26 protein-coding genes are annotated in these 24,484 nt (G+C 73.5%); 15 read left to right on the top strand and 11 right to left on the bottom strand.

Going from position 1 to position 24,484, the window contains the following annotated elements:
• Nucleotides 1–40: 40 nt before the first annotated feature.
• The 5 genes from AB0K12_RS29740 to AB0K12_RS29720 are packed head-to-tail and all read left to right on the top strand — an operon-like array spanning nt 41 to nt 5,889.
• Nucleotides 41–658: a DedA family protein gene (locus AB0K12_RS29740; RefSeq protein ID WP_364568243.1), complete on the top strand. Its 618-nt coding sequence runs from the start codon at nt 41–43 to the stop codon at nt 656–658.
• On the top strand, nt 642–1,745 hold the full coding sequence (locus AB0K12_RS29735; RefSeq protein ID WP_364568240.1) for a histidine kinase: 1,104 nt from the start codon (nt 642–644) through the stop codon (nt 1,743–1,745). Before AB0K12_RS29740 ends, AB0K12_RS29735 begins: the two co-directional genes overlap by 17 nt.
• Complete coding sequence (locus tag AB0K12_RS29730) at nt 1,736–2,380, top strand: response regulator transcription factor (RefSeq protein ID WP_364568237.1); 645 nt, start codon at nt 1,736–1,738, stop codon at nt 2,378–2,380. Before AB0K12_RS29735 ends, AB0K12_RS29730 begins: the two co-directional genes overlap by 10 nt.
• A 39-nt stretch (nt 2,381–2,419) precedes the next feature.
• Nucleotides 2,420–5,002 carry a DUF6493 family protein gene (locus AB0K12_RS29725; RefSeq protein WP_364568234.1) on the top strand — a complete coding sequence of 861 codons (2,583 nt, stop codon included), beginning with the start codon at nt 2,420–2,422 and terminating at the stop codon, nt 5,000–5,002.
• Nucleotides 5,003–5,028: 26 nt separating this feature from the next.
• Nucleotides 5,029–5,889, top strand: a complete 861-nt coding sequence (locus tag AB0K12_RS29720; protein ID WP_364568231.1) for a hypothetical protein — start codon at nt 5,029–5,031, stop codon at nt 5,887–5,889.
• 26 nt (nt 5,890–5,915) lie between these two features.
• Here the strand turns inward: AB0K12_RS29720 and mca are convergent, their stop codons facing one another.
• From mca to AB0K12_RS29705, 3 genes are all read right to left on the bottom strand, one after another.
• Nucleotides 5,916–6,779: a mycothiol conjugate amidase Mca gene (gene mca / locus AB0K12_RS29715; protein ID WP_364568229.1), complete on the bottom strand. Its 864-nt coding sequence runs from the start codon at nt 6,777–6,779 to the stop codon at nt 5,916–5,918.
• A complete protein-coding gene (locus AB0K12_RS29710) occupies nt 6,776–6,949 on the bottom strand; it encodes a hypothetical protein (RefSeq protein WP_364568226.1) in 174 nt (57 codons plus the stop codon). Before AB0K12_RS29710 ends, mca begins: the two co-directional genes overlap by 4 nt.
• A 629-nt stretch (nt 6,950–7,578) precedes the next feature.
• Nucleotides 7,579–8,493, bottom strand: a complete 915-nt coding sequence (locus tag AB0K12_RS29705) for an NmrA/HSCARG family protein (RefSeq protein WP_364568223.1) — start codon at nt 8,491–8,493, stop codon at nt 7,579–7,581.
• A 128-nt stretch (nt 8,494–8,621) separates the two neighbouring features.
• On the opposite strand from AB0K12_RS29705, the gene AB0K12_RS29700 reads away from it, so the two are divergent.
• On the top strand, nt 8,622–9,185 hold the full coding sequence (locus AB0K12_RS29700) for a TetR/AcrR family transcriptional regulator (protein WP_364568220.1): 564 nt from the start codon (nt 8,622–8,624) through the stop codon (nt 9,183–9,185).
• Here AB0K12_RS29700 and AB0K12_RS29695 read toward each other — a convergent pair.
• Both AB0K12_RS29695 and AB0K12_RS29690 read right to left on the bottom strand, forming a co-directional pair.
• On the bottom strand, nt 9,169–10,005 hold the full coding sequence (locus AB0K12_RS29695) for an NAD(P)H-binding protein (protein ID WP_364568218.1): 837 nt from the start codon (nt 10,003–10,005) through the stop codon (nt 9,169–9,171). The genes AB0K12_RS29700 and AB0K12_RS29695 overlap by 17 nt on opposite strands.
• Before the next feature lie 296 nt (nt 10,006–10,301).
• The gene (locus tag AB0K12_RS29690) at nt 10,302–11,330 is read right to left on the bottom strand and encodes a helix-turn-helix domain-containing protein (RefSeq protein ID WP_364568216.1); all 1,029 of its coding nucleotides are present in this window, start codon (nt 11,328–11,330) and stop codon (nt 10,302–10,304) included.
• Nucleotides 11,331–11,389: 59 nt separating this feature from the next.
• Between AB0K12_RS29690 and AB0K12_RS29685 the strand changes: the two genes are divergently transcribed.
• Nucleotides 11,390–12,586, top strand: a complete 1,197-nt coding sequence (locus AB0K12_RS29685; protein WP_364568214.1) for an MFS transporter — start codon at nt 11,390–11,392, stop codon at nt 12,584–12,586.
• A 169-nt stretch (nt 12,587–12,755) separates the two neighbouring features.
• Nucleotides 12,756–13,268 (top strand): N-acetyltransferase, encoded by a 513-nt coding sequence (locus AB0K12_RS29680; protein ID WP_364568212.1) that lies wholly within the window; start codon nt 12,756–12,758, stop codon nt 13,266–13,268.
• Here the strand turns inward: AB0K12_RS29680 and AB0K12_RS29675 are convergent.
• Nucleotides 13,244–13,537 (bottom strand): hypothetical protein, encoded by a 294-nt coding sequence (locus tag AB0K12_RS29675; RefSeq protein ID WP_364568209.1) that lies wholly within the window; start codon nt 13,535–13,537, stop codon nt 13,244–13,246. The two genes, AB0K12_RS29680 and AB0K12_RS29675, sit on opposite strands and share 25 nt — an antisense overlap.
• A 9-nt stretch (nt 13,538–13,546) precedes the next feature.
• Nucleotides 13,547–14,296 carry a TetR/AcrR family transcriptional regulator gene (locus tag AB0K12_RS29670; protein WP_364568206.1) on the bottom strand — a complete coding sequence of 250 codons (750 nt, stop codon included), beginning with the start codon at nt 14,294–14,296 and terminating at the stop codon, nt 13,547–13,549.
• Nucleotides 14,297–14,384: 88 nt separating this feature from the next.
• On the opposite strand from AB0K12_RS29670, the gene AB0K12_RS29665 reads away from it, so the two are divergent.
• Together AB0K12_RS29665 and AB0K12_RS29660 are read left to right on the top strand one after the other, a co-directional pair.
• Nucleotides 14,385–15,299 carry an aldo/keto reductase gene (locus AB0K12_RS29665; protein ID WP_364568204.1) on the top strand — a complete coding sequence of 305 codons (915 nt, stop codon included), beginning with the start codon at nt 14,385–14,387 and terminating at the stop codon, nt 15,297–15,299.
• A gap of 132 nt (nt 15,300–15,431) precedes the next feature.
• Nucleotides 15,432–16,010 (top strand): dihydrofolate reductase family protein, encoded by a 579-nt coding sequence (locus AB0K12_RS29660; protein WP_364568202.1) that lies wholly within the window; start codon nt 15,432–15,434, stop codon nt 16,008–16,010.
• A 7-nt stretch (nt 16,011–16,017) separates the two neighbouring features.
• Here AB0K12_RS29660 and AB0K12_RS29655 read toward each other — a convergent pair whose 3' ends face one another.
• Nucleotides 16,018–16,800, bottom strand: a complete 783-nt coding sequence (locus AB0K12_RS29655) for an SDR family oxidoreductase (RefSeq protein ID WP_364568200.1) — start codon at nt 16,798–16,800, stop codon at nt 16,018–16,020.
• Nucleotides 16,801–16,905: 105 nt separating this feature from the next.
• Between AB0K12_RS29655 and AB0K12_RS29650 the strand changes: the two genes are divergently transcribed.
• Complete coding sequence (locus AB0K12_RS29650) at nt 16,906–17,511, top strand: TetR family transcriptional regulator (RefSeq protein WP_364568197.1); 606 nt, start codon at nt 16,906–16,908, stop codon at nt 17,509–17,511.
• Between the two features lie 6 nt (nt 17,512–17,517).
• Here AB0K12_RS29650 and AB0K12_RS29645 read toward each other — a convergent pair whose 3' ends face one another.
• A complete protein-coding gene (locus AB0K12_RS29645) occupies nt 17,518–18,369 on the bottom strand; it encodes an SDR family NAD(P)-dependent oxidoreductase (protein ID WP_364568194.1) in 852 nt (283 codons plus the stop codon).
• A 160-nt stretch (nt 18,370–18,529) separates the two neighbouring features.
• On the opposite strand from AB0K12_RS29645, the gene AB0K12_RS29640 reads away from it, so the two are divergent.
• On the top strand, nt 18,530–19,426 hold the full coding sequence (locus AB0K12_RS29640; RefSeq protein WP_364568191.1) for a LysR family transcriptional regulator: 897 nt from the start codon (nt 18,530–18,532) through the stop codon (nt 19,424–19,426).
• 10 nt (nt 19,427–19,436) lie between these two features.
• Nucleotides 19,437–19,862, top strand: coding sequence for an SRPBCC family protein (locus tag AB0K12_RS29635; protein WP_364568188.1), 426 nt, complete (start codon nt 19,437–19,439; stop codon nt 19,860–19,862).
• On the opposite strand, the gene AB0K12_RS29630 is transcribed toward AB0K12_RS29635, so the two are convergent.
• Nucleotides 19,857–20,156, bottom strand: a complete 300-nt coding sequence (locus AB0K12_RS29630) for a hypothetical protein (RefSeq protein WP_364568185.1) — start codon at nt 20,154–20,156, stop codon at nt 19,857–19,859. The genes AB0K12_RS29635 and AB0K12_RS29630 overlap by 6 nt on opposite strands.
• 70 nt (nt 20,157–20,226) lie before the next feature.
• Here AB0K12_RS29630 and AB0K12_RS29625 point away from each other — a divergent pair, with 70 nt between their 5' ends.
• Nucleotides 20,227–20,607 (top strand): LysR family transcriptional regulator, encoded by a 381-nt coding sequence (locus AB0K12_RS29625; RefSeq protein WP_364568182.1) that lies wholly within the window; start codon nt 20,227–20,229, stop codon nt 20,605–20,607.
• A gap of 15 nt (nt 20,608–20,622) precedes the next feature.
• On the opposite strand, the gene AB0K12_RS29620 is transcribed toward AB0K12_RS29625, so the two are convergent.
• Nucleotides 20,623–23,844 carry a BTAD domain-containing putative transcriptional regulator gene (locus tag AB0K12_RS29620; protein WP_364568179.1) on the bottom strand — a complete coding sequence of 1,074 codons (3,222 nt, stop codon included), beginning with the start codon at nt 23,842–23,844 and terminating at the stop codon, nt 20,623–20,625.
• A 235-nt stretch (nt 23,845–24,079) separates the two neighbouring features.
• Here AB0K12_RS29620 and AB0K12_RS29615 point away from each other — a divergent pair, with 235 nt between their 5' ends.
• Nucleotides 24,080–24,454, top strand: coding sequence for a hypothetical protein (locus AB0K12_RS29615; protein WP_364568177.1), 375 nt, complete (start codon nt 24,080–24,082; stop codon nt 24,452–24,454).
• The last annotated feature ends 30 nt before the right edge of the window (nt 24,455–24,484 follow it).

Genomic DNA, 24,484 nt, shown 5'->3' with positions numbered 1-24,484 from the left:
ACATTCCGCACTCGGCCCGATCTTCCATAGCCTGGACCACATGACTGACTGGCTGGTAGGACTCATGGACCGCCTCGGAGCGCCCGGGGCCGGTCTCGCCATCGCGCTGGAGAACCTTTTCCCTCCTCTTCCGAGCGAGGTGATCCTGCCACTGTCCGGTTTCACAGCCAGCAGGGGCAAGATGCAACTGCTCGACGTGCTCGTCTGGACGACGCTGGGCTCGGTGGTCGGCGCACTCGCCCTCTACGGGGTGGGCGCGCTGCTGGGCAGGGAACGCACGCTGGCCATCGCCGGCAAGCTGCCCCTGGTGAAGATCTCCGACATCGAGAAGACCGAGGCGTTCTTCCAGCGTCACGGCGGCAAGACCGTCTTCTTCGGCCGCATGATCCCCATTTTCCGCAGCCTGATCTCCATCCCGGCCGGCGTCGAGCGCATGCCGCTGATCAAGTTCACGCTGCTCACCACGGCCGGCAGCGCCATCTGGAACACGCTCTTCGTCATGGCCGGCTATCTCCTGGGCGAGCAGTGGGAACTGGTCGAGGCCTACGTCGGCGTCGGCACCAACGTGGTGATCGCCATCGTGGTCCTGGCGATCCTGGTGTTCATCGGGGTCCGCCTGGCCGAGCGGCGCAAGGGCAAGCATGCGAGTCGTCGCTGAGGGTCTGCGGGTGGCCGCCGCGGTCACGGCAGGCGCTGTGACCGCGGTCGTCGAGCTGGTGTTCCTGGTGCTGACGCTGCCGTTCCTCGGCCACCCGGACGTCCGCGCCTCCGCCCGCCGCCTGGCCCGCCTGGAGGCGCGCCGCCTGCGGCTGGACACCTCCCACCTGGACGCCCTGGAGGACGCGCGGGGCGGCAGGGCCGCGCGCTACCTGGCGGCGCGGGTGCCCGTCGGCGTGCTCGGCGGGCTGGTGATCGCGCTGCTGGTCGCCGGGGTGAAGGTCGCGGTGCCGTTGCTGACCGCCTGGGCCGCGGGCCGGCCGTTCGACGGGATGGAGCCGACGCCGCCGCTGGTGGCGTACATCCTGACCGGGGGTTTCGTCCTGCTCTTCCTGGACCTGTCCGGGGTGGCGGGCGTGCACGCGCTCGAACGCCGGCTGGCCGTCCGCATGCTCGGCCCCGACCCGACGGAGAAGCTGCGGCGCCGCATCACCGAGCTGGCCGAGAGCCGCGCCGGCATCGTCGCGGCGGTCGACTCCGAGCGCCGCCGCATCGAGCGCGACCTGCACGACGGGCTGCAGCAGCGCCTGGTGGCGCTGTCGATGCTCATCGGGCGCTCCCGCCGCGGCCGTCCCGAGCTGCTGGAACAGGCGCACGCCGAAGCCCAGCACGCACTGGCCGAGCTGCGGGAGGTGGCTTGGCGCGTCTACCCGAGCGGGCTCGACTCGCTCGGCCTCGGCGAGGCGCTCGCCGGGGTCGCCGAGCGTTCGAGCGTGCCGGTCACGGTAGATTGCCGGCTGCCGGAACGTCCCCCGATGGCGGTGGAGACGGCGGCGTACTTCGTGGTGTGCGAGGCGGTGACCAACGCCGCCAAGCACGCCGGGGCGGCGGCCATCACGGTCGCGGTGCACAAGGAGGGGGCGGCGGTGGTCGTACGCGTGCGCGACGACGGCTCGGGCGGCGCGCGCCCGACGGGCGGCGGCCTGTCGGGGCTGGCCAGGCGGGTGGCGGCGCTGGACGGCCACTTCGAGGTCGACAGCCCCGCCGGCGGCCCCACCACGGTCACGGCGGTGCTGCCGTGCGGGTGATCCTGGCCGAGGACTCCACGCTGCTGCGCGAGGGCCTCGTACGCCTGCTGCTGGAGGAGGGCCACGAGGTCCCCGCCGCCGTCAGCGACGGCGAGGCGCTCATCGAGGCCGTCGAGAAGCACGAGCCCGACATCGTGGTGGTCGACGTGCGCATGCCGCCCACCCACACCGACGAGGGCCTGCGCGCGGCACTGGAGATCCGCAGACGCCGGCCGTCGGTCAAGGTGCTCGTGCTGTCGCAGTACGTCGAGAAGCGCTACGCCACCGAGCTGATGAGCTCCGACGTCGAAGGCGTCGGCTACCTGCTCAAAGACCGCGTCGGCCAGGTCGGCGACTTCCTCGACGCGCTCGAACGCGTGGGCGCGGGCGGCGCCGCCTTCGACCCCGAGGTGGTGCGCCAGCTGCTGGCCCGCACCACCCAGCAGGACCCGCTGTCCAGGCTCACCCCCCGCGAACGCGAGGTGCTGGAGCTCATGGCCCAGGGGCTCACCAACGCCTCCATCGCCCAGGCCCTGCACGTCTCCCAGAGCGCGGTGGAAAAGCACGTCAACGCGCTGTTCGACAAGCTCGACCTGTCCCACATCACCGGCTACAGCCGGCGCGTCCTGGCGGTCCTGCACTTCCTGGAGTCCTGACCCGGAGAATTGTCGGCGCGGCCCGCTACCGTCCCCGCCATGGATCATGAGGACGAGATCAGAAAGCTGATCTGGCAGCGCCACGCCGACCGGCTCGCCGACCGCGTCAAGGCCCTCGACGAGCCCGCGCGCAAGCGGGTCGCGGCCGAGCTGCCGCAGCTGCTGAAGGAGCTGACGGCCACCTTCAGCCGGTGGGAGAGCGACGGGCTGACCGACTTCGGCCCGGCGCTGCGCGTGGCGGGCGCGGCCACGCTGGGCGGCGCGGCGGCCGTCGCGTCCTGGCTCTACCGCCGGGCCTTCGCGCCCCAGTGGGCCGGCCCCGACAACGACGTCGATCTCGTCCTGGCCGTCATCGCCGACCGTCCCGCCGCCTGGCGGGCCGACCTGGCCGAGCGGCTGACGCTGCGGCTGCGCACCGCCGACGACCGCGGCATGCGGCTGGCGCTGGCCCTGCTGCGCGAGACCGGCATCGAGCCGCCGCCGCACGACGTGCTGGTGGCCGGCTGGGTGTCCGAGCCGCCCAAGGACCTGGCCGGCGACCCGCTGCTCGACCGCCTGCTGCCGCGGCTGTTCGAGGCGCAGGGCGTGGGGCGGGAGCTGCAGTGGCAGACCGATCCGGATCAGGGCTGGCTCGGCGCGCTGCTGCGGCTCGCCGAGACGGGGCGCGTGCGCAGGGCCGATCTCCTCGACGGCTGCCTGCGCCGGTTCCTGCTCGGCGGCGCCCCCGCCGAGCTGCGTTTCTTCGTCCACCTGCACGAGGCGCTCGATCCGGCGCCCGGCGAGGTCGACGGCCGCGCCCGCGACTACCTTCGGCTGCTGCCCGCCGCGCCCGGCCAGGTCGCCGAGGCGGCCACCAAGCGGCTGCGCGGCTGCTCGGCGCTGACGTCCGACGACCTGGCCGAGGCGTGGGAGTCGCTGCTGTTCCGCCAGGAGCGCAAGCTGGTGCGGGCCGGGCTGTCGTGGCTGCAGGCGGCGGTGCGCCGGCAGCCCGAGCTGGCCGGCGTGGTGGCCGCGCCGCTGGCCAGGGCGTTCGCCGCAGAGTCCGCCGAGCTGCAGGAGAAGGCGGCCGAGCTGGCGCTGGCCCACGCGGCGGCGATGAACGAGGAGGGGCGCGCGGCCGTGCGCGAGGCCATCGGGCTGCTGCCGCCCCGGCTGGGCGGCCACCTCGCGGCGGCCTTCGGCGGTCCGGCGGTGGCCGAGCCGGTCTTCGCGCCGCCCCCGCTGCCGGCCGTGCCCGAGCGGGCCCGGCCCTTCGAAGAGCCGCCCGCCACTCCCGACGAGCTGGTGACGCTGTGGGTGTCCATGTCCCGCACGTGGCAGACGTGGGAACGCCTGCTGGCCGGGTTCGTCACGCTGGCCGGCCGCGACCGCGCCGGCCTGACCGCCAGGCTGGAGGGCCTCAGGCAGCCGTGGTGGCGCTGGCACTACCAGTCCTCGTCCTGGGACTCGGTGGACGACTGGTTCAGGGGGGCGGTCACGCACGTCGTCGGCGGCGCCTCCGGCCAGCCGGCGTGGCGCACGCTGATGCCGTCGGGGCGGCTGGCCGTCCCGCACCGGGTGCTGCTGCACCGCGCGGCGGAGATCCTGCGCGCCCTCGATGAGGGCACGCTGCCGCCGCTGCTGCTGGCCACCCCCACCCACGACACCGGGCACGTGGCGGCGGCCGAGCTGGTGCGCCGGCTCGAGGTGCTGGAGGCGGCGGGCGCCAAGCCGCCGGCCGCCGACTTCCAGCAGGCGCTGCTGCGGCTGCCTCCCGATGAGCCGGTCGAGGCGGGTCACCTGAGGTCGCCGGCCGGGCGCATCCTGGCCGCCTGGCGGCACCCGGAGACCGAGCTGGGCCTGCAGTGGCGGTGCGGCGACCACGGGCCCGAGCACGACTGGCACGCCCGCGACCACCACCACTACAGCAGGCCGCATCTCCTCGTCCGCCGGGCGGCGCGCACCGGGCTGCCGCTGGTCGACTTCCTGCTCAACCGCTTCGAGACCTCCGTCTCCTCCGACGCCGAGGTGCGTCATCTCGACTGGTGGCCCGCCATGCTGCCCTCCCATCGGGAGACGGCCGCGGCGCACCTCGGCCCCTACGTCGTGCACTCCTACGGCCGGCCGCACGTGCAGGCGGAGCACGCGCGGGCGCTGGCGCGGGCCGGCGGCCCGGCCGGGGCGGCGTTCGCGGCGGTGCTGGCGCGGGTGCTGGGCGACCCGCAGGAGATGGAGGCGGTCGATGTGCTGCTGGAGGTGGCCGCGCGCGGCGAGTTACCGGCGGCCGAGGTCGGCAGGCAGGCCGGGCTGCTGCTGGCGAGCGGCGAGGTCAAGATGAGCGACATGATCGCCGCGCTCGACACCGCCGCGCAGCGGGGCGCGCACGCCCAGGTGTGGGAGATCATGGCGGCGGCGCTGCCCGTGGTGCTGCCCGAGCCGGGCGCGCGGCCGCGCAACGGGTCGGCCGCCTTCGTCGCGCTGGCCGGCACCGTCGCGGGGTGGTGCGGGGCGCGCGGGGAGATCCCGCGGGTGCGCGACCTGGCGGCGCGCAAGGGGAGCAGTGCGTTGCTGAGCGAGCTGCGGGCCCTGCACGCGCTGCTCACCACTGGCACTTCGGCGAACGTCGCTCGGGAAGGGGCGTGATGGCGCACCGCAGGATTCCTCGTCAGATGGACGAGGGGCACGACACGCGCATGCACATCGGCGATCTGGTGCGCGCCGCCGTCCCGGACGCCTCTCGGGTGACGGTGCGGCGGGCCCAGCTGGGCGCGTCCGGGGTGACGACCGTGATGGGCGACGGGCGGCCCTTCGTGGTCGACGGCCTGGACGAGCCCTTTGAACGGCTGCGCGAGCTGTCCTATCGCAAGGGGAAGGGCACCTGGTTCAGCTGCGAGCTGGAGTTCACCGCGGGCAGCCGGGGTTACACCTGCCGGGCTGACGGTGAGGCGATGCCTTCGGCGCTGGTGGAGCCTGCGGCGGCGCTGGGGGAGCTGACCACGTTCCCCCGCGACGTGCCGCCGGAGTGGCTGATCGCGGCGCTGCCGACCGCCATGCCGTTCGGGCTGCCCGTTCCGCTGCTGGACGAGCGGCCGTGGCACTCTCCCTTCGACGAGCACCGGCCGGCCCCGCCGATCAACGGCGAGGTGTCCTACACCCCTGCCGCCGGCATGACCGCCCGCGTCGCCGGGCACGAGGAGGACTCCGAGCCCGTGCCGGGACGGCGGCTGCTCTGGCTGGGCGAGCGGCCGGACGACCCCGACGCCGGGGTGGTCGTGCTGACCGTGCACGAGGGGACGTACTACCTGGCGCGTCACCCGGAGGGCGCCACCGACGACGGCCTGCGCTCGCTGACCCTCGACGGTGCGACGCTGCGGGCCGAGCTGACCCCGCAGGCCGCCGACCGCCTGCGGACCGAGACCGTTTTCGAGGTCCGTCTCGACCTGCCCGCCGAGAGCATGGCCACGGTGCGGGCGGCGGTGCCGGGCATGCTGGGGCACCTCACGGACGGGCCGGAGCTGCTCGGCTTCTGACCACCCCCGGCCCAAGCTTCTGGCGGTCACGGGGTGGTACGCAGGCCGGCGAACAAGTCGTTCTCCGGGAGAGCGACCTCGACGTGAGTGCGGGCGAGGTGGTAGTCCTCCGTAGGCCAGACCTCGCGTTCGACGTCGCGGTCATGCAGCATGAAGCCGCCTGCGGGGTCGATCTGGGTGGCGTGGGCGAGCAGCGCCCGGTCTCTGGTGGCGAAGTGCTCGGCGCAGGGGACGCGGGTGGTGAAGCCGGGGTCCGGTGCGTCGGCGGGGAACTCGGCGAGGACGTCGGCCATGCCGGAGTCGAGGCCGCGCGCGGTCAAGGCGTCGTGCATGGCCTGGAACCACGCCCTGGACAGGGCGCCGTGGTAGTAGAGCTTGGCCGGCCGCCACGGCGGGCCCGCCTCGGGGTGGCGGCCCGGGTCGGTGGCGGCATCAAAGGCGGCCACCGTCACCCGGTGGGTGTGGACGTGGTCGGGGTGCGGGTAACCGCCGGTCTCGTCGTACGTGATGATCACGTGTGGGCGGAAGGAGCGGATGAGCGCCACCAGCCGCCCGGCCGCCTCCTCGACGGACCGGCGGGCGAAGCAGTCGCCGGGCAGGGGCTCGCCGGGTCCTGGCAGGCCGGAGTCGACGTAGCCGAGGAAGTGCTGGCGTACGCCGAGGATCTCGCGGGCGGCGGCCATCTCGGCGCGGCGGATCCCGGCGAGGTTCTCGCGTACGCCGGGCTTGTCCATGGCGGGGTTGAGCACGTCACCGCGTTCCCCGCCGGTGCAGGTGACGACGAGCACGTCCACACCCTCGGCGGCGTATTTGGCCAGCGTGGCGGCGCCCTTGCTCGACTCGTCGTCGGGGTGGGCGTGCACGCTCATCAGGCGCAGGGGTGAGGTCATAGGGGCCTTTCGTGGACGAAGTCCGCCAGGCGGCGGAGGAACGTGGTCATGGCGGGCAGGCCGGCGCCGGTCAGCATCGCCAGGTGGAAGACGTGCGGCAGGCCCTCGTACACGTCGAGGACGGCCCGCGGGGCCGCGGCGGCCAGGCGGCGGGCGTCATCCAGCAGCACCTCGCGCGAGCCCGCCGCGACCAGCAGCGCGGGCAGGACGGTGAGGTGAGGTCGTGCCCGGCGTCGAGCGACGGGCCGGACAGGGTGAGGTCCGCCAGCGGGGAGACGACGACCGCCCTGGGCGGCGCCTCGCCCCGGGCGGCGAGCGCGAGCAGGGCCGACAGGACCAGGGTGGCGCCGGCCGACTCGCCGAGACGTACAGCAAGGTCCCCGCCTCGGTGGCGGACCGCCCTGAGGCGTTGACCCACCGGCCGGGCACGCCGCCGGTCGCGGCGTGCCCGGGGGTGAGGTCGGCGTCGGCCGGCAGGCCGGGGACGCCCGTCTGGAGGAGGCCGAGGTGCTCGGTGACGGCCGTGATCTCGCTGGGAGTGAGGTGGACGTTCAGGGGGTGCCTCCTCAGCGGCCCTTCTTGCCGCGCGGCAGCTTGAGCGGCACGGGCTTGACGGTCGAGCGGATCGGGCCGGTGCGCTGGTCGCGGGTGGTGCGCGCGTTCGGCTGGGTGGTGCGCAGATTCATGAGCGCTCCTCTCGTCTTGGCGTGAGCATAAACTTAGTACTGACCTAAAAACCTTGTCAAGCATTAATTTAGGTCTGACCCAAGATTTCCGCCCGAGGAGGAGCGTCCGAGCGTCAGGCCAGGTTCTTCTCGGCCCACTCGGCGAAGGTCGTCATGGGGATGCCGAAGCCCTTGGCGTACTCGGGCCTGGCGGGCTGGCTCCTGACGTTCATGTACGCGTGCGGGATGCCCATGTCCGGCATCCCGGCCGCCTTCGCCTCCTCCAAGGTCATGTCGGGAGCCGTCAGCGGGGCGCCCAGCACGCGGGAGAGGGTCGCGGCGATCTCCGTCATCGACAGGAAGTCGCCGCACAGCTCCAGCTCGACCTGGTGGAAGCGGTCCGGGTCGGCGATGGCGGCGGCGGCCGCGGTGCCGACGTCCTCGGCGTCGATGAGAGGCACGCGGGTGTCCGGCTTGAGCAGGCTCACCAGGCCGCCCTCGACGCCGCGCGGGAACAGGAACCGCATGGACGGCAGGAAGTTCACCATGAAGAAGGACGGCTTGAGTATCGTCCAGCGGGGGAAGCCGGCCGCGCGCAGCCGGTCCTGGATGGCGGCCTTGGCCTCGATCGGAGCCTTCAGGGCGCTCCAGCGGCCTTCGGACCAGCCAGGAATGTCGGCCTGGTGGCCGGCGCCGGTGACGGAGGTGTGCACGAACTGCGCCACCCCGGCGGCCCTCGCGGCCTCGATGAGGTTGACGCCCATCCGCACCTCCTCGTCGAAGTCGACGCCGGCGGCGGTGAAGGGGGGCATCTGGACGGAGAAGACGGCGCGGGCGCCCTCGGCGGCGCGGGCCACGGAGTCTCGGTCGCCGAGGTCTCCGGTGACGAGCTCGGCGCCGAGCGCCTCGATGGCCTTGGCGCGTTCGGCAGCGGAGTCGCGTACGAGGGCGCGGACGGGGACGCCGGCGGCGAGCAGGGCGCGGGCGGTGGCGCCGCCCTGCCTGCCGGTCACGCCGGTGACCAGGACGGGTGCGGTGGATGCGGACATGATGCTCCTCATGGCGTACGGGAAACGGCGGGGCCCGCCGTTTCCTCTTGCGGTACGATATGGCGGCCCCCGCCACTTAGCAACCCGAAACGGCGGGGACCGCCATTTAGTGAGGGGGAGCAGACGCCATGCCCGAACGCCAGCGCGCGGACGCCCGGCGCAACTACGCGCGGATCCTCGCCGTGGCCGAGCAGGAGGTCGACGCCCACGGCGCCGCCGCCTCACTCGAGCAGATCGCCCGCGTCGCGGGCGTCGGCTCGGCCACCGTGCGCCGCCACTTCCCGACCCGCCGGGCCCTGCTGCAGGCCGTCTCCCACAAGCGCATCGACGCCCTGTGCGAGCGCGCCGACGAGCTGGCCGGCAAGGACGACGCCCGCGCCGCCCTGCTCGACTGGCTCGACGACCTGCTCACCTACTGCGTGGCCGCCCGGGGGCTGGCGGCCGCGCTCGTCTACGACGGCGAGAGCGAGTCGGTGCACCAGAACTCCTGCTCGACGCGCATCGAGGAGGCCGGCGAGCCGCTGCTGCGCCGGGCCGTGCAGGAGAAGGCGGTGCCCGGCGACGTCACCGTCTCCGAGCTGGTGGCCCTGATCATCGGCATCGTCCTGACCACCGAGCACCGCCCCGACTCTCAGGCGGCGGCAAAGCGCCTGTTCGGGCTCATCGTGGCCGGCATCAGCCCGAAGCTCTGAAGGCGCCGGCGTGTTCCCGCGCCCATGTCGCGAACGCGCGGGCGGGGTGGCCGGTGAGGCGTTCCACGGTGTCGGTGATCTGGGCCGGCGCTCCGTCGCCGGCCTGCCAGTAGTCGAGCAGGGCGTCGGCGTAGTCACCAGGCATGTACGCCTCCATCTCCTGCTTCCATTCCTCCCGGGTGACGTGCTTGATGCCGATCGGCCGGCCGATCACCTCGGCGAGCCGGTCGACCTGCTGGGTGAAGGTGAGGGACTGCGGGCCGGTCAGGTGGAAGTGCCGGCCCTGGTGGCGCAGGTCGGTGAGCACGGCTCTGGCCGCCTCGGCGATGTCGCGCTCGTGGATGGGGCCGGTGTGCGCGCCCGGGTAGGGCAGGCTCAGCGGGTCGCCCTTCTTGATCGACCACGCCCAGGCGCTCGCGTTGCTCGCGAACGAGCCAGGGCGCAGGAGCGTGGTGGTGAGCTGGGACGTCAGCAGCGCCGTCTCGACGTCGAGGTGCGACCTGGCCAGCGGGTCGTCGGCCGTGCCCAGCACGGACGCCGAGGACAGCAGGACCACGTGCTCGACGCCCGCCAGTTTGGCGGCCGCGACGAACCGGCCGATGTGGGCCGGCTCGGCGTACAGGAAGACCTGGCTGACGCCGCGCAGCGCCGCCGGGAAGGTGGCCGGGTCGGCGAGGTCGCAGGTGACGGTCGTGACGCCGTCGGGGACTTGGAGCGCGCCGGGATTGCGGGAGGCGACGCGTACGGGGAGGTCGGCCTGGCGCAGCAGGGTGACCAGGTGGGTGGCGACCGCGCCGCGGCCTCCGGTGACGAGGATCATGGAACGAGTCCGATCTGGGAGCACGCTGGCGGACATGCCCCGACCGGTACCGCCGGTCGCTGTGAAGAAGGTGGACATGGCGAAGCACGCTCTCCGTTGAGAGAATCAGACAGCCGCGCTTGTGGGGCTGCCGTGCCGGCCGGATGTCCCGACGCGCTCACCGAGGAGCGCTGCACCTTACGCCGCAGAACGTACCACAACCCCGCACAACGCCTCGTGTTTGTCGCGCACCTCACCCCGACGCAACGCCTCAGACCTGTCATGCCATCTCCATCTCGGCGCGCTGGACTGTGCGGTCAGTCGGCTGCCAGCGTGTCGCCCAGGGTGGTGCGTTCGTAGCGGACGCTGCGGCCGGTCCTGGTGCGGGTGACCAGGCCGGATTCGCGCAGCACGGCCAGGTGGCCACCGACCGTGCCCAGGCTGAGGCCCAGCTGGCGGACCAGCTGCGTGGTCGTCGCCGGGGCCGCCAGCGCTCGCAGGATCTGCGCTCGGTGCGGGCCGATCAGCCGGGCCAGGGCCGCCGCGCCGCCGCGCGCGGATGGCGGCCCGAACAGGTTCGCGACGCCGCGTGCCGGATAGACCAGCGCGTACGGCCAGGGCGGCTCGACGTAGCTGATGAGGGTGCCGAAGACGGTCGGCATCAGCAGCAGCCCCGTGCCGTTGAGCCGGTGCCGCTCCTGCACGTCCCGGGGACCGGTGCGCACCTCGATCACGCCGCGGTCCGCCTCGGAGCGCCAGCGTACGCGCGGGTCCAGGTCGGACAGCGCCGCGGCCCAGCCGTCCATGGCCAGCTGCCCGGCGCGGTGCACGAGGTCGCGTTCCAGCACCGTGCGCAGGCGCGGCCAGTCGGGCTCGACCAGGGCGTGCCAGGCCGCCTCGATCGCGTCCGCCAGCCGGGTGAGCACGTCGGGCGCGGCCAGGATCTGCTGGACGTGGCGCGGCGGCGTACGCATCCCCGCCAGGTTGCGGGCGAGCTCCGCGCGCACCCGCTCCAGCGGGGTCGCCCGCACCACGGCCAGCTCGGCGGCGAAGTCGCCCTCGGGGGTGGTGAGTGCGGCGAGGTTGCCCCTGCGGCCCGTCGGCGGGGGCTGGATGAAGTCGGCGTTGTAGGCGTCGCGGCGCAACAGCGTGGTCAGGGCCGCGACCTCAGGGGTCTCGCGCAGCAGTCGCTCGTAGCGGGGGGCGATGCGTTCGGCCCAGGGGCGCAAGGGGCCGGCGGGCTGCTTGCCCGCTGCGACGCGGAGTGCGTTCATCGCCTCTCCCAGCGGGGAGATGGCGTAGCGGGTGTGGGCCACGTCGAGTGGGCCTACCTCGATGAGCAGCACTTTTCGCCTCCACCCGAAACCTTAACGCCCTCCCGGACGCTGCCCCGAGACTGGCCCGCATGATCACAACCCGGGCCACGTACCGCGAGGTGTTCGCGGTGGGCCAGTTCCGCGTGCTGTTCGCTGGCTACACGCTTTACCTCGGCGGCGAGACGGTGAAGATGCTCGCGCTGTCGGTGACCGTCTATGCCGGTACCGGCTCGCCGCTGCTGGCCGCGCTGGCTTACGTGGCCGGTTTCCTGCCGTACGCGCTCGGGGGCACGTTCCTGCTGGCGTACGCCGACCGGTGGCCGCCCCGGGCGGTGATGGCCGGGTACGACCTGGTCAGGGCCGGAGTCGCGGCGGTGCTCGCGGCCGGGGTGCTGCCGCCGGTGGCGATGCTGGTGCTGGTGTTCGTCACCGGCGTGCCGGGCGCGGTCGCTTCGGCGGCGCGCAGCGCGTTGCTGCCGGATCTGCTCGACGGCGACCGGTACGTGCTGGGCCGGGCCGTGTTCTCCATGGCCGCGGGCGGTACGCAGGTGCTCGGCTTCGCCGTGGGCGGGATGCTGATCGCGGCGGTGGGCCCGTACGGGGCGCTGTGGATCACGGTGGCGAGCTGCCTGGTGTCGGCGGCGCTGCTGCGGTTCCGGCTGGCCGATCGGCCGGGCCGTGGTCCCGCCGGCGGGTCGACGGTGGGGCGTACCTGGCGCGTCAACCACCAGCTGCTGCGCCGGCCCGATGTCCGTGCGCTGCTGTGGGCTCAGTGGTTGCCGCCCGCGCTGGTGGTGGGGGCCGAAGGGGTGCTGGTTCCGTACGCGGTCCAGGTCGGGGCGCCGGGTGCGGCCGGGTTGCTGTTCACCGCTGTGGCGCTCGGCATGCTCGCCGGGGACCTGGTGATCGGGCGGCTGGTCGCCCCCCGGCTGAGGGAACGGCTGGCGGGGCCGCTGGCGCTGCTGCTCGGCGGACCGCTGCTCGGGTTCGCCGGCTCGCCGGGGCCCGTCGTGGCGGGGGTGCTGCTGGCCGCGTCGGGGTTCGGGGTGGCGTACCAGCTGGGGCTGGCCCGGCGGTTCCTTGAGGTGGTGCCGGAGGCGAACCGGGGGCAGGCGTTCGGGCTGGCGCTGACCGGGACCATGACGTGGCAGGGGCTGTTCGCGGCCGGTGGCGGGGCGCTGGGTGAGGTGGTGACGCCCGGCCAGGTGGTCGCCACGGCGGGCGCGGCGTCCGTGCTGGCCGTGGCGGGCCTGTGGCGCGTGCTCACGCCACGCGGGATCGGGTGATAGGGTGCCTTTCGATCGTGAGAGGGGAGGTGAGGTTGATGACCGCGGCGAAGACCGCTGCCCTGGGCAGCGCCCGGACCGACCTCACATCCCGGGCCCCGGTCCGCCCGCAGGCCTGAGCCGCACGGGCTGACCTCGTCGGGGCCCCTTTCTCACAAGGGTTCTTACGTTGTCTCATTCCTGGATCACCCGCCCCGAGGGCGCCGGTGACGTCGCCGCCATCCGCGACATCAATCTCGCCGCCTTCCCCACCGCACACGAGGCCGACCTCGTCGAGGCGCTGCGGGCCGACCCGCAGGCGTGGCTGCCCGGCCTGTCCTGGCTGGCCGAGACCCCCGGCGGCGACCCCGCCGGGTACGCGCTGCTCACCCGCTGCCACGTCGGCGGCGAACCCGCCCTCGCTCTCGGCCCGTGCGCCGTCCTGCCCGAGCACCAGCGGCGAGGCGCCGGTGGCGCCGCCATCCGGGCCGCGCTCGATGCCGCCCGCGCGCAGGACGAGAACCTGGTGGTGGTGCTCGGCCACGCCGAGTATTACCCGCGCTTCGGCTTCACCCGGGCCTCCGGGCACGGCATCCGCCCGCCGTTCGACGTCGAGGACAAGTACATGATGGCCCTCGCCCTCGACCCCGGACGGCCGGTCCCGACCGGCTTGATCCGCTACGCGGCGCCGTTCGGCATCTGATTCATCCATCCAGCGGCCCCCAGCACGACTGGGGGCCGCCTCATTCCATGCGGATGGGCCCCACGAGCATCGGTGGCGTCGAGGAACTCCTGGACCCGTTCGTTCAGGCCGTCGAAGCCGGCCCAGCGGCCGGTGTCCCCGGTGAAGCGGCGTACCACCTCGGCGGGAGTGAGGCCGCGGAAGAACGCGACGCTGAAGATGAAGCCGAGCGGGCCGCCGCCCCGTACTTCGGGGACGCTGAGCCAGCGGAACGGGGCCAGGGGAGTCATGGCGGTCTCCTAGCGGGCGAGCCGGTCGAGCCAGTCGCGCAGCAGGGCGGTCTCGGCCGGGCGGAGGGGGAGGGTGTCCTGTGGCGCGGCGGTGAGTGCGGCGTCGAGGGCGAGGGCCCGGGAGGCGAGGCCGGTGTCCTCGGCCGGCGGCGGGTCGGTGGTGAGCGAGGCGATGAGGGTGTCGCGCATCCTCTCGGACAGCTCCGGCAGGCGGGACTGCTGTCCTGAGGTCTCAGGTACGCGACCGTCCGGCCCTTCAGGCCCCACGGCAGGGGCGCCGATCAGGGACAGGGTGACGCCGGTGACGGCGGCGTGCAGGAGGCCCGCGGCGGTGCGGGGCGGGAGGCGCAGGCGGCCGGCGGCGGCGATGCGCTCGAGGTGGCCCAGCAGCAGCTCGTGCGCCTCCTGGGCGGCGGGCGGGCGGCGGCCGGGGCGGTCGGTGCCGAACATCAGCACGTAGAAGGCGGGGTGGCGCAGGCCGAAGTCGACGTGCATGTCCCAGCCGCGGCGCATGTCCTCGACCGGGTCGCCGGTGTGGGCCAGCTCGTGCTTCTCGGCGAGGTACAGGTCGAAGCCGTGCACGGCCAGGGCGGCGAGGAGGGCGTCTTTGTCGCCGAAGAGCTGGTAGAGCGAGGCGGCGCGGATGCCGGCCGCCGCGGCGACGGAGCGGGTGGAGACGGCCTGGGCGCCCTCGCGTTCGAGGATGCCGGCCGCCGCGGCGAGGATCCGCTGCCTGGTCCTGGTCTTCACGTCGTCCACGTTGCAATGCTACGGCATTTCGCGTAACACTGGAACGGAACAGTGCTACGAACAGAAGCGTGGCAGTGATACATCGAGGGAGAAGCCGATGAACCGGATCGGATACGGCGCCATGCAGCTCGCGGGCCCGAACGTGTGGGGCCCGCCGCAGGACCCCGAGGCGGCGCGTCAGGTGCTGCGCCTGGCGGTCGAGCTGGGCGTGACGTTCTTCGACACCGCGAACGCCTACGGGCCCCGCATCGTGAACCAGCTGATCGGCGAGGCGCTGCGCCCGTTCCCCGACGGGGTGATCGTCGGCAACAAGGTCGGCGCGGGGCGGGGCCCCGACGGGTCGTGGATCATCACCGACCACCCGGACACCGTACGTGCGCAGGTCCATGAGGCGCTGGCCGACATGGGCACGGAGGCGAGCGAGCTGACGTACCTGCGGCTGCCGGGCGACACGCCCGGCACGCACACCGACGTGCCGCTGGAGGAGTCGCTTGGCGTGCTGGTCGAGCTGCGCGAGCAGGGGCTGATCCGCCGCATCGGCCTGTCGGGAGCCTCGCCGGAGCTGCTGGCCCGCGCGCAGGAGATGACGCCGATCGCGGCCGTGCAGAACCGCTTCAACCTGCTCGACCGCAGCGGCGTCCAGGTGCTCGAGGCGTGCGAGGAGCAGGGCATCATGTTCGTCCCCTACTTCCCGCTGGCCTCGGGACGCCTGGCCGGCTACGCCGAGCTGGCGGGCCCCGCGCAGCGCCTGGGCGTGACGCCGGCCCAGGTGGCGCTGGCCTGGCTGCTGCGCCGCTCGCCCGCCATGGTCGTCATCCCCGGCACGGCGAACCCCGCTCACCTGCGGGCCAACGTCGCCGCCGCCGGCATCGCCGCGGACCTGACCGACGACGAGGTGGCCCGCCTGACCGGCCTGGCCGACGAGTCGCAGGCCGCGCTCGGGCAGCCGCACCAGTCGACGCTGGACGCGCTGACGGCGGCGGCGGAGCGCCACGCCGCCCATGCCCGGTGAATGTCCCTCCCGCGCCCTGGCCGTACCGGCGTGCGCCGGTGAGAATCGGCGCACGCCCGGCGGCGATGAGTTCCGGGCCGATGCGTGGTCCGTAAGGACGAACCCGATCGCCCGTACGCGAGGAGCAGCGCCGTGACCGTCACCTACACCTTCGACGTCTTCAGCAGTCTCGACGGCTTCGGCTCGGCGACGGCCGGCTGGAGCGGCTACTGGGGCAAGCAGGGCCCCGAACTGCTGGACCACCGCCTGGCCTGCTACGGCGAGGAGCAGCGGATGGTGTTCGGCGCCACCACCTTCCGCAACTTCGTGGACATGCTCGCCGGCGCCGCCGACGACGCGGACGTACGCGACCCGTGGGTGCGGCGGATGTGCGACCTTCCCGCGACCGTGGTCTCCAGCACCCTCGCCGAGCCCCTCGACTGGCGGGACGCGACCGTGGAGCGCGGCGACGCCGTCGAGGTCGTACGGCGGCTGAAGGAGGAGTCGAAGGTGCCGCTGCGCTCGCACGGTAGCCTGGCGATGAACCGCGCGCTGATGGCGGCCGGCCTCGTGGACCGGGTCCAGGTGACGATCTTCCCGGTCATCACGGGGCGGACGGGGGCCTCCCCGATCTTCAAGGGCGCGGCGGACTTCGATCTGGAGCTGCTGGAGTCACATACGCTCGACGGCCGTATCCAGGAGCTCGTCTACCGCCCCGCCCTGCACGCCTGAGCGGTGCTCAGGTCAGGCTCTCACCGCCGTCGACGGTGATGACCTGGCCGGTGACGTAGCCGTTGGCCATGCAGAACAGCGCCGCGGCGGCGGCCTCCTGCGCGGTGCCGACGCGGCCGAGCGGGGCGCTCTGCCCGGCGGCGGCCACGCCCTCGTCGGAGTCCAGCCCGGGCAGCGAGCGCAGCAGCGGGGTGTCGATGCGGCCGTAGCGGATGGCGTTGACGCGGACGCGGGCGGCGGCCAGCTCGACGGCCAGAGCCCTGGTGAGGATCTCCACGCCGCCGGCGACGGCGAGCGGGGCGGTCATGGCGGGCATGGGCCGGGTGACGAGGATGCCGGAGCTGAAGGTGAGCGAGCCGCCGGCGGGCAGGCGGGTGGCCGCTACGCGGGCGGCGGCGAAGGGCCGCCACAGCCCGTCGGCGAGGGTGGCGCGGATGTCGTCGGGCGGCAGGTCGGCCAGCGGGCCCGCGCCGCTGATGCCGCCCGCGGTGAGGTAGACGTGCTGCAGCTGGCCCGCCCGCTCGAACGCCTCGTCCAGCGTGCGCTCGTCGCCGGCGTCTCCGGCCACTGTGAGCACGTCGTCCTCGCCACCGGGTGCGGCGGCCCGGACGTGCCCCGCGGCGGCCTTGAGCTTCTCGGCGTCGCGGCCGAGGAGCACGACGCGGGCGCCGACCGAGCGCAGCAGGACGCCGGCGGCCAGGCCGATGCCGGAGCTGCCGCCGATGAGCAGCGCGGTGGAGCCGGCCAGCGAGGCGGGCAGCGGCGTGCGGACGGGAACGGGTGAGGTCATGGGGATGCCCTTCCGAGGCAAAATAAACCAACCGGATGTTTTTGTTCCAAGGGCGATCCTGCCCCCAGGAGGCACAAGAGTCAACCGGGTGGTTTAATTCCTCGCATGGCCTACGACGCGGAGGACACCAGACGGCGCATCTTCGAGGCCGCCACGGCCGAGTTCGCCCGCTACGGCCTGGCCGGCGCGCGGGTCGGCCGCATCGCCGAAGAGGCCAGGGCCAACAAGCAGGCCATCTACCTCTACTACGGCAGCAAGGAGAAGCTGTTCGCCGCCGTGGTGCGGGCCAAGCTGGAAGAGGTCAGCCGCTCGGTGTCGATCGACCCCGACGCGGTGGCCGAGTCGATCGGCCAGATGTTCGACTGGTACCAGGAGCATCCCGAGCTGATCAGGCTGCTGCTGTGGGAGGCGCTGGAGGCGGGCGGCGCCGGCGCGGGCGACGCCGAGCGGCGGGAGGCCTTCCGCGACAAGGTACGCTTCCTCGCCGACAGCGGCGTGGTGCCGGAGCCGGAGAAGACCGAGTGCGTACGCGCCGGCCAGGACCTGCTGTTCACCCTCATGGGGCTCATCGCCTGGAACTTCGCGGTGCCCGGGATGTGCCGGGCGGTCCTGGACGAGGACGACGAGTGCGCCGCCTACGCCCGCCGCCGCCGGCACGTCATCGACACCGCCCGCCTGCTCACCTCCGCCTACGCCCGCAGCCTCTCCTGACGGGGGTCAGGCGCCGAGCAGGCGAGGCGTCCAGCGGCGTACGGCGGCCGTCACCTCCTCGGTGAGGTACTGCCGCAGAGTGTCGTCCGGCACGCCGGCCGGGCCGATGAGCGTGCCGGTGGGCAGGTCGGCCGTGGCGGCGGCCACGACGGCGGCGGCCGCCTCCGAGGCCGGGCGCTTGACGCCCTCCTGGATCTGCTCCCACAGCGGCCGCATCGGCGGCGGCAGCAGGTCGATCGTCATCTCGGCGGCGTTGGGCGTGGCGGCGGGGCCCGGGTCGACGGCCACGACGTCCACGCCCTGGCCGTCCAACCGCGCGGCCAGGTCCATGGTGTGCACGAGGTGGGCCAGCTTGGCCCGCCCGGTGGCGGCCATCCCGTAGTAGGGGCCGGGCGGCTCGGTCTCGTCGTAGGTGGGGTCGGCCGCCATGATGGCCGAGGACGTCACGTTCACGATCCTGCTCGGCGCGCCCGCCTTGAGGGTGTCCAGCAGCGCCTCGGTCAGCACGTACGGCGACAGGTGGTTGACCGCGACGCCGGCCTCGATGCCGTCGGCGCTCTCGCGGCGCGTGCTCCACATGCCGCCCACGTTGTTGACCAGCAGCTGCAGCGGCCCCTCGTCGGCGAGCCGCACGGCAAGGGCGCGCGCGGCCTCCAGCGAGGACAGGTCGGCGGCCAGGAACCGGCCCGCCGCGCGCCCCGCCGCCTCGTCCAGGCGGGCCACCGCGGCAGCGCCGCGCCCGGCGTCACGGCCGACGACCGTGACGTCGAAGCCGGACGCGGCCAGCGCCGTGGCGGTCTCCAGGCCGATGCCGCCGGTCGCCGCGGTCACGACCGCCTTACGGACATATGTAGACATGCGTCATCCATTCAGGAAAGGGATCAGGAAGAGCGCGGGCCCGGAAGAAGATGCGGCCGGCGCCTTGACCAGACAACACCGGCCGCCTGCGGCGATGGAAGTTCCTATCGGGCAGGCCGCGATGCCCCGGCGGCATAGCCGCACATGAAAGACTGCACGGGTGAGTGATGTGGAGATCCGGCAGTTGCGCTACTTCATCGCGGTGGCCGAGGAACGCAACTTCACCAGGGCCGCCGAGCGGCTGCTGATGACGCAGCCCGCGCTGTCGCGCGCGATCAGGGCGCTGGAGCGCGAGGTCGGCGCCGAGCTGCTGGTGCGCTCCCCGGGCGACGTCGGGCTGACGCCGGCCGGGCGGATGCTGCTGGCCGAGGCCCGCACGCTGGTCGCCCAGGCGGGCAACGCGCTCGCCCGCGCCCGGCGCACCGGCGGCGGCCCGTCCGCGCTGACGGTGACGGCGTCCGGCTGCAACGCCCCGCTGATGGACGACCTGGTGCGCTCCTTCAACGACGGCGATCCCGCGGTGCCGGCGCAGGCGGTCGTGGGCAACGCCGCCGACCAGCTCGACCGGCTGCGCTCCGGCGCGGCCGATCTGGCGCTGCTGCGCGCGGCGCCCGACCCCGCCACCATGGACGGTGTGCTGCTGCTGCTCGACCAGGTGCACGTCATGCTGTCGGCGAGCCACCGGCTGGCCGGGCGTTCTTCGCTCACCACGGCCGACCTGGCCGGCGAGCCGGTGCTGCGCTGGCAGGGCGGCAACCTGCAGATGATGACGCCGGAGCTGTGGCCCGAAGGCTTCCCCGGGCGTCCTGGGCCCGAGGTGAGCGACGGGATGCAGCTGTTCGCGGTCGTCAGGCTGGGCCAGGCCGTCGTGCTGTGCCCGCCCCCTGCGCAGGGCTTCGACGAGCAGCCCGGCACCGTCACCCTGCCGCTGGCCGACAAGGAGCCGGTGCCGTTGCGGCTGGTCTGGCTGCGCGAGCACGCCCGGCTGCCGGCGGTGCGGGCGTTCGTCCGCCACAGCCGTGCGCGGGTCGCGGCTCAGCCGGTCATCAGCGGGTAGGAGCTGCGGGGTGAGAGCCGTGTACGCCGCCGCCGCTGCCCATGTGCCGGCGCCGCCTGAGCAGGTGTTCGCGCTGATCACCGACTGGCCGCGGCATCCGGAGTGGATGTTCATGACGACCGCGCGGCGGGTGGGCGCGGACGGGCTGGAGGCGTACACCGGCCTGCGGCCGTTCGGGTTCCTCGACACGATGACGATCACGCACTGGGAGCCGCCGTTCCTGATGCGGGTCGATCACACCGGGCGGGTGGTGCGCGGGCGCGGCGCCATCCGGGTGCGGCCTGAGGGCGATGGCAGCCGGGTGGTGTGGGCGGAGGAGCTGCTGCTGCCGTTCGGGGCGCTCGGCGTGGCGGCCTGGCCGTTCATCCGGCCGCTGGTGAACGCCGTGGCACGCCGCTCGCTGCGCAAGCTCGCGGCCCTGCTGCCCGCCTCATAGCTGACCGGCGCGCCGACGGCGTCCGACGGCGTGGAGGCGCTGGCGGAGATGATCAGGGATGCCGCGCTCGCGCGCCACCCGTACCGCCTCCAGCGCGCCCGCCTCGTCGCGGTAGGGGCTGCCGGGCACCAGCCAGATCCCGTCGAACTCGTCCACTCCGCTCACGTCGGCGGTGGAGATCCAGTACGCGTCCATCGCGACGCCGTCACGCTCCCGCAACGCCCGCACCAGCAGCGGCATCCTGGCGTGGGAACGGACGGAGGGGGAGCGTTCCCCCACAAGGGCGATTCTCATGCCCCCATCGTGGCCGCCCGCCGGGCTCAAGCGCCAACGATCATTTCTGGCCGTGCTATAAGCACCACTAATGGACCCTCATCTGCTGGCCACGTTCGTCGCCGTCGCCCGCCACGGCTCGTTCTCGTCCGCCGCCGCCGAGCTCGGCTACACCCAGTCGGCCGACGCGCGCTGGCTGCGCACGCCGCTGTGCCCGCTGCCGCGCCTGCGCGAGCTGGTGGGCGGCGGTTTCCCTGCGGCGGTCGGCTACGACGGCGAGGACGTGCACACGGTGCTGAACCTGGTGGCCGCCGGCCACGGCCTGACCCTGCTGCCCGCCTCGGCCGGCCCCGGCCCCTGCGCCGCGGTGCGCCTGGCCGAACCTCGCCTGGTGCACCGCGTGGAACTCCTGCACACCACTCTCCCGGACGGCCCCGTCTCCGAGGTCGCCGCCACCCTGACCGGCGGCTGACCGGTCTCGGCGGCTCTACTGGGAACGCTTCCCGTACAGGTCCGCGTGCAGGCTCCGCGCGGCTTCGGCGTGTTCGCCTCCCTCGTCGTCGCCGAGGAGCTCGGCGAGGAACGTGTGCGTGCTCAGCAGGCCCGGCCGGTGGCCGGTGCCGCGGTGCACGTCCAGCGCGTGGAAGGCGTGGCCGCGCGCCTGCTCCAGAAGGTCGCCCGCGGCGCAGCAGCGGGCCAGCAGGTGCACCGCCCGGCCGGACAGCACGCGGAACCGGCTCTGCTCGGCCAGCGTCACCGCCTGGCGGGCGCAGGTCATCGCCTCGGCGAGGCGGCCGCCGCGCAGATGCGCCTCGGCCAGGCCCAGGCGCGCCTCACACGTCAGGTACAGGGCGCCGGTGTCGCCGGCGATGGCCAGGGCCTCGCGGTGCAGGGCGATCGCCCGTGGCAGGGCGCCGTCACCCGTGCTCAGCAGGGCCAGGCCGTGCAACGCCTGCGCCTCCGCGGTGCGGTGGTCCACCTCGCGGGCCAGGTGCAGGGCGGTCTCGAAGGAGCGGCGGGCGAGGTCCGTGCCGCCGCGATCGAGATGAGCGCGGCCGAGTGAGCACAGCAACTCCGCCTCGCTGCGCTGGTTGCCCCGTTCCCGATGCATGGCGAGGGCTCGGTCCAGGTGGCCGACGGCGGCGTCGTACCGGCCGAGCAGGTGGCTGACCTCTCCCGCGGTCGCGATGGACAGCGCCTCCCACACCGGGTCGTCGAAGCGCCGGTGCAGGAGGACGGACTCCTCCGCCAGCCGCAGGGCCTCGTGCAGGTGGCCGCCGTCGCGGTGCAGGTTCGCCAGGTTGAGCAGCACTCCCGCTCGTTCGGCTTCATCGCCGACGTCGGCGTACAGGTCGTGAGCCTGCCGCAGCGTGGCGGCGGCCTCCTCGGTCCGCCCGACCGTGCCGAGGAGGTGGCCGAGGTTGCAGAGCATGTGTCCCCGCTGCACGGTGGTGACGGTGTCGTCGGCCAGGGCGATCGCTTGACGAAGGTAGGCGATGGCCCTGGGGAGCCGGCCGAGGCTGAAGGAGACCTGCGCCAGACCGTTGAGAGCGGTCCGCTGGAGTGCGGGATCGCGGCCGGTGCGCGCCGCCGCGAGGGCCGACCTGGCGATGGTCAGCCATTCGGCCTTGTCGGGGCGCAGGCCGTAGTAACCGCGCAGCCGGTCGGCCAGCAGGACGATGGTGTCGTGGTGGCCGTGGCGGAGGGCGAAGTCGATGACTTTGACGATGTTGTGGCGTTCGCCGGTCACCCAGTCGAGGGCGGAGGAGTGGTCGGGCGGGCCCGGGCTGTCCGCGGGGCCCGGCGGCGGTTTCGTGCCGCGGATGCGGTGGTCGGCGGTGGTGACCTGGTGCAGATACCACTCCAGTAATCGGGTGACGGCCGCCGCCCGGTCCTCGTCTCCGTCCTCCTGCTCCGACTGGGCGGCCGCGTACCGGCGCAGCAGGTCGTGCAGGGAGAACCGGCCCGGCCTCTCCTCCGTGGTGAGGTGCGCCGCCGTCAGACGCCGCAGGATCTGCGCGGCCCGCGCCGGTGGGAGATCGGCGAGCGCCGCGGCGACCGGCGGCGTGAAGTCGCCGCACGGCACGAGGCCGAGGCGGCGGAACACCCGCTGCTCGTCGGCGGTCAGCGCCCGGTAGGACAGATCGAAGGCCGCCCGGACCCCGGGGTGTTCGTCGTCCTCCACGGTCAGGGACGCCAGCGTGTCGCCCGCGATCAGGTCCTGGACGAACTGGCCGATGCCGGCATGGGGCTGGTCGGCCAGGCGGGCGCCCGCGATGCACAGCGCGAGCGGGAGGTGGGCGCACACCTCGATCAGGGCCGCGCAGGCGGACGGTTCGGCCTGCACGCGGTCGCGCCCCAGGAAACCGACGAGCAGGTCTTCGGCCTCCTGGCCGGTCATGGCGTCGAGGATGAGGCGGTGTACGCCGTGGTGGGCCACCAGCCCGGTCAGCCGGTCGCGGCTGGTGATGAGCACCAGCGAGTCACCGGTCCCGGGCAGGAGGGGCCGGGCCTGTGAGCTGGAGCGGGCGTTGTCGAGCACGATGAGCAGCCGGCGACCGGCGGCGAGGGTGCGGTAGCGGGCCTCGGCTTCGGCGAGGTCGACCGGCACCTGTTCGGCCGGCAGTCCCAGCGCCCGCAGCAGCACGCTGAGCGCCTCGATGGGACGCATGGGCGCAGACGGGGCGTAACCCCGCAGATTGAGGTAGATCTGCCCGTCGGGGAACCGCTCGGCCACCCGGTGCGCCCAGTGCACCGCCAGCGCCGTCTTGCCGACCCCCGCCGTCCCGGCGATGGCCGAGATCACCACCGCCCCGGGCTGCGACAGCAGGTCGTCCAGGTCGCGAAGATAGCCCTCGCGGCCGGTGAAACGTCCCATGCTCACAGGCAACTGCCGCGGGACGACCACCGCCTGCTGTGCCGTCTGCTGTGCCGTCTGCTGTGCCGCCGGTGGGATGCCTGGCCGGTGCAGGGACGGGTCGCACCGCAGGATGGCCTCGTACAGCTGCCGGAGCGAGGCGCACGGGTCTATGCCGAGCTCGTCGCGCAGCACCGCGCGGGCGAGCTGGAACTGCTCGAGCGCCTCGGCCTGCCGGTCGCTGCGATACAGCGCCAGCATGAGGTGCGCGCGCAGGCTCTCCCGGTACGGATGCGCGCGCACCAGCACGTCGAGCTCGCCGATCACCTCCGTGTGCCGTCCGAGCGCCAGGTCGAGCACGACGCGTTCTTCCAGTGCCGTCAACCGGCGCTCTTGCAGGCGGCCGATCTCGTCGGAGAGCGTCGGGCCCGCCTCGATGCCCTCGAACGGCGTTCCGCGCCACAGATGAAGCGCTTGTTCGTAGATGTCGCGGGCGTGCGCGGCGTCGCCGTGCCGATGCGCAAGACGCGCCCGGTCGACTAAATCCGTGAATTGCTCGGCGTCGGTGCGGACGGCGTCCATGGAAAGCGAATATCCGGCGGGCCCGTGCCGGATCAGCCGCTCGTCGCCGAGATCCTTCCGCAGCCGGTGCACGTAGGTCTGCAGCGTCTTGCGAGCCGTGGCCGGCGGCGCCTGGCCCCACAGCTCGTCGAGCAGCTCCGCCGCACCGACCGGTTGCCCGGCCCGGACCAGCAGCACGGCCAGGACCCGGCGCACCATGCCCGCTCCGAGGTGAACGGCGGTGCCCCCGCGGCGGACGGACAGCGGACCCAGCACGCCGAGCTCCAGCATCCGACCGTCCTCATGATCCACAACGCGCCCGGTGACTCACCTTGTCAGGTGAGGTAAGCGCCGTCAACCGGCGTGCGGCCGGCGTGCTACCGGCGCTCTACCGGCCTTTCGAAGAATGACACGTGTGCCGGCGATCACGACCGGCCGCCGGGGCGCTCGAAAAGGCCACGGAAATACCGCGGCCGCCCCCGGCTCTCACCATTCGACCCGCATTTCTCTGCGGAAAGGACCGCTCATGTCCCGCACCACGTACCGGAAACTCCGCGCGTCACGGACCTCGCTGAAGCGCCTGGCGGTGGCGGCCGCCCTGGCCACCGTGACGGCGAGTGCCGTCGCGACCCCCGCGACGGCCTCCTCCTCCGTTCTCGGCTGTCAGAGCACCCGTGCTGTCCTGCACACCTATGGAGGGTCGCTGAGCTTCAACTGCTCCGGGCAGCACCGGATACCGTCGCTGATCTCGCATTCGTTCTCGGCGGGCGGCTGGTCGGGCGCCGTCTACAGCATCGAGTACGGACCCCGCTACTTCTGCGACGGGGACTCCTTCAGCCTGGGAGATCGCAAGGTGTACGAGGTCTACCTCAACGCGACCAAGCCGGCGCGCTGCAACTGACCGCCTGACGCCCGCCGCGCAGGGGCCGGC

The sequence above is a fragment of the Nonomuraea sp. NPDC049419 genome, from assembly GCF_040676995.1.
GTDB classification, from domain to species: Bacteria; Actinomycetota; Actinomycetes; order Streptosporangiales; family Streptosporangiaceae; genus Nonomuraea; species Nonomuraea salmonea.
This window is presented reverse-complemented; position numbering and strand designations above follow the sequence as displayed.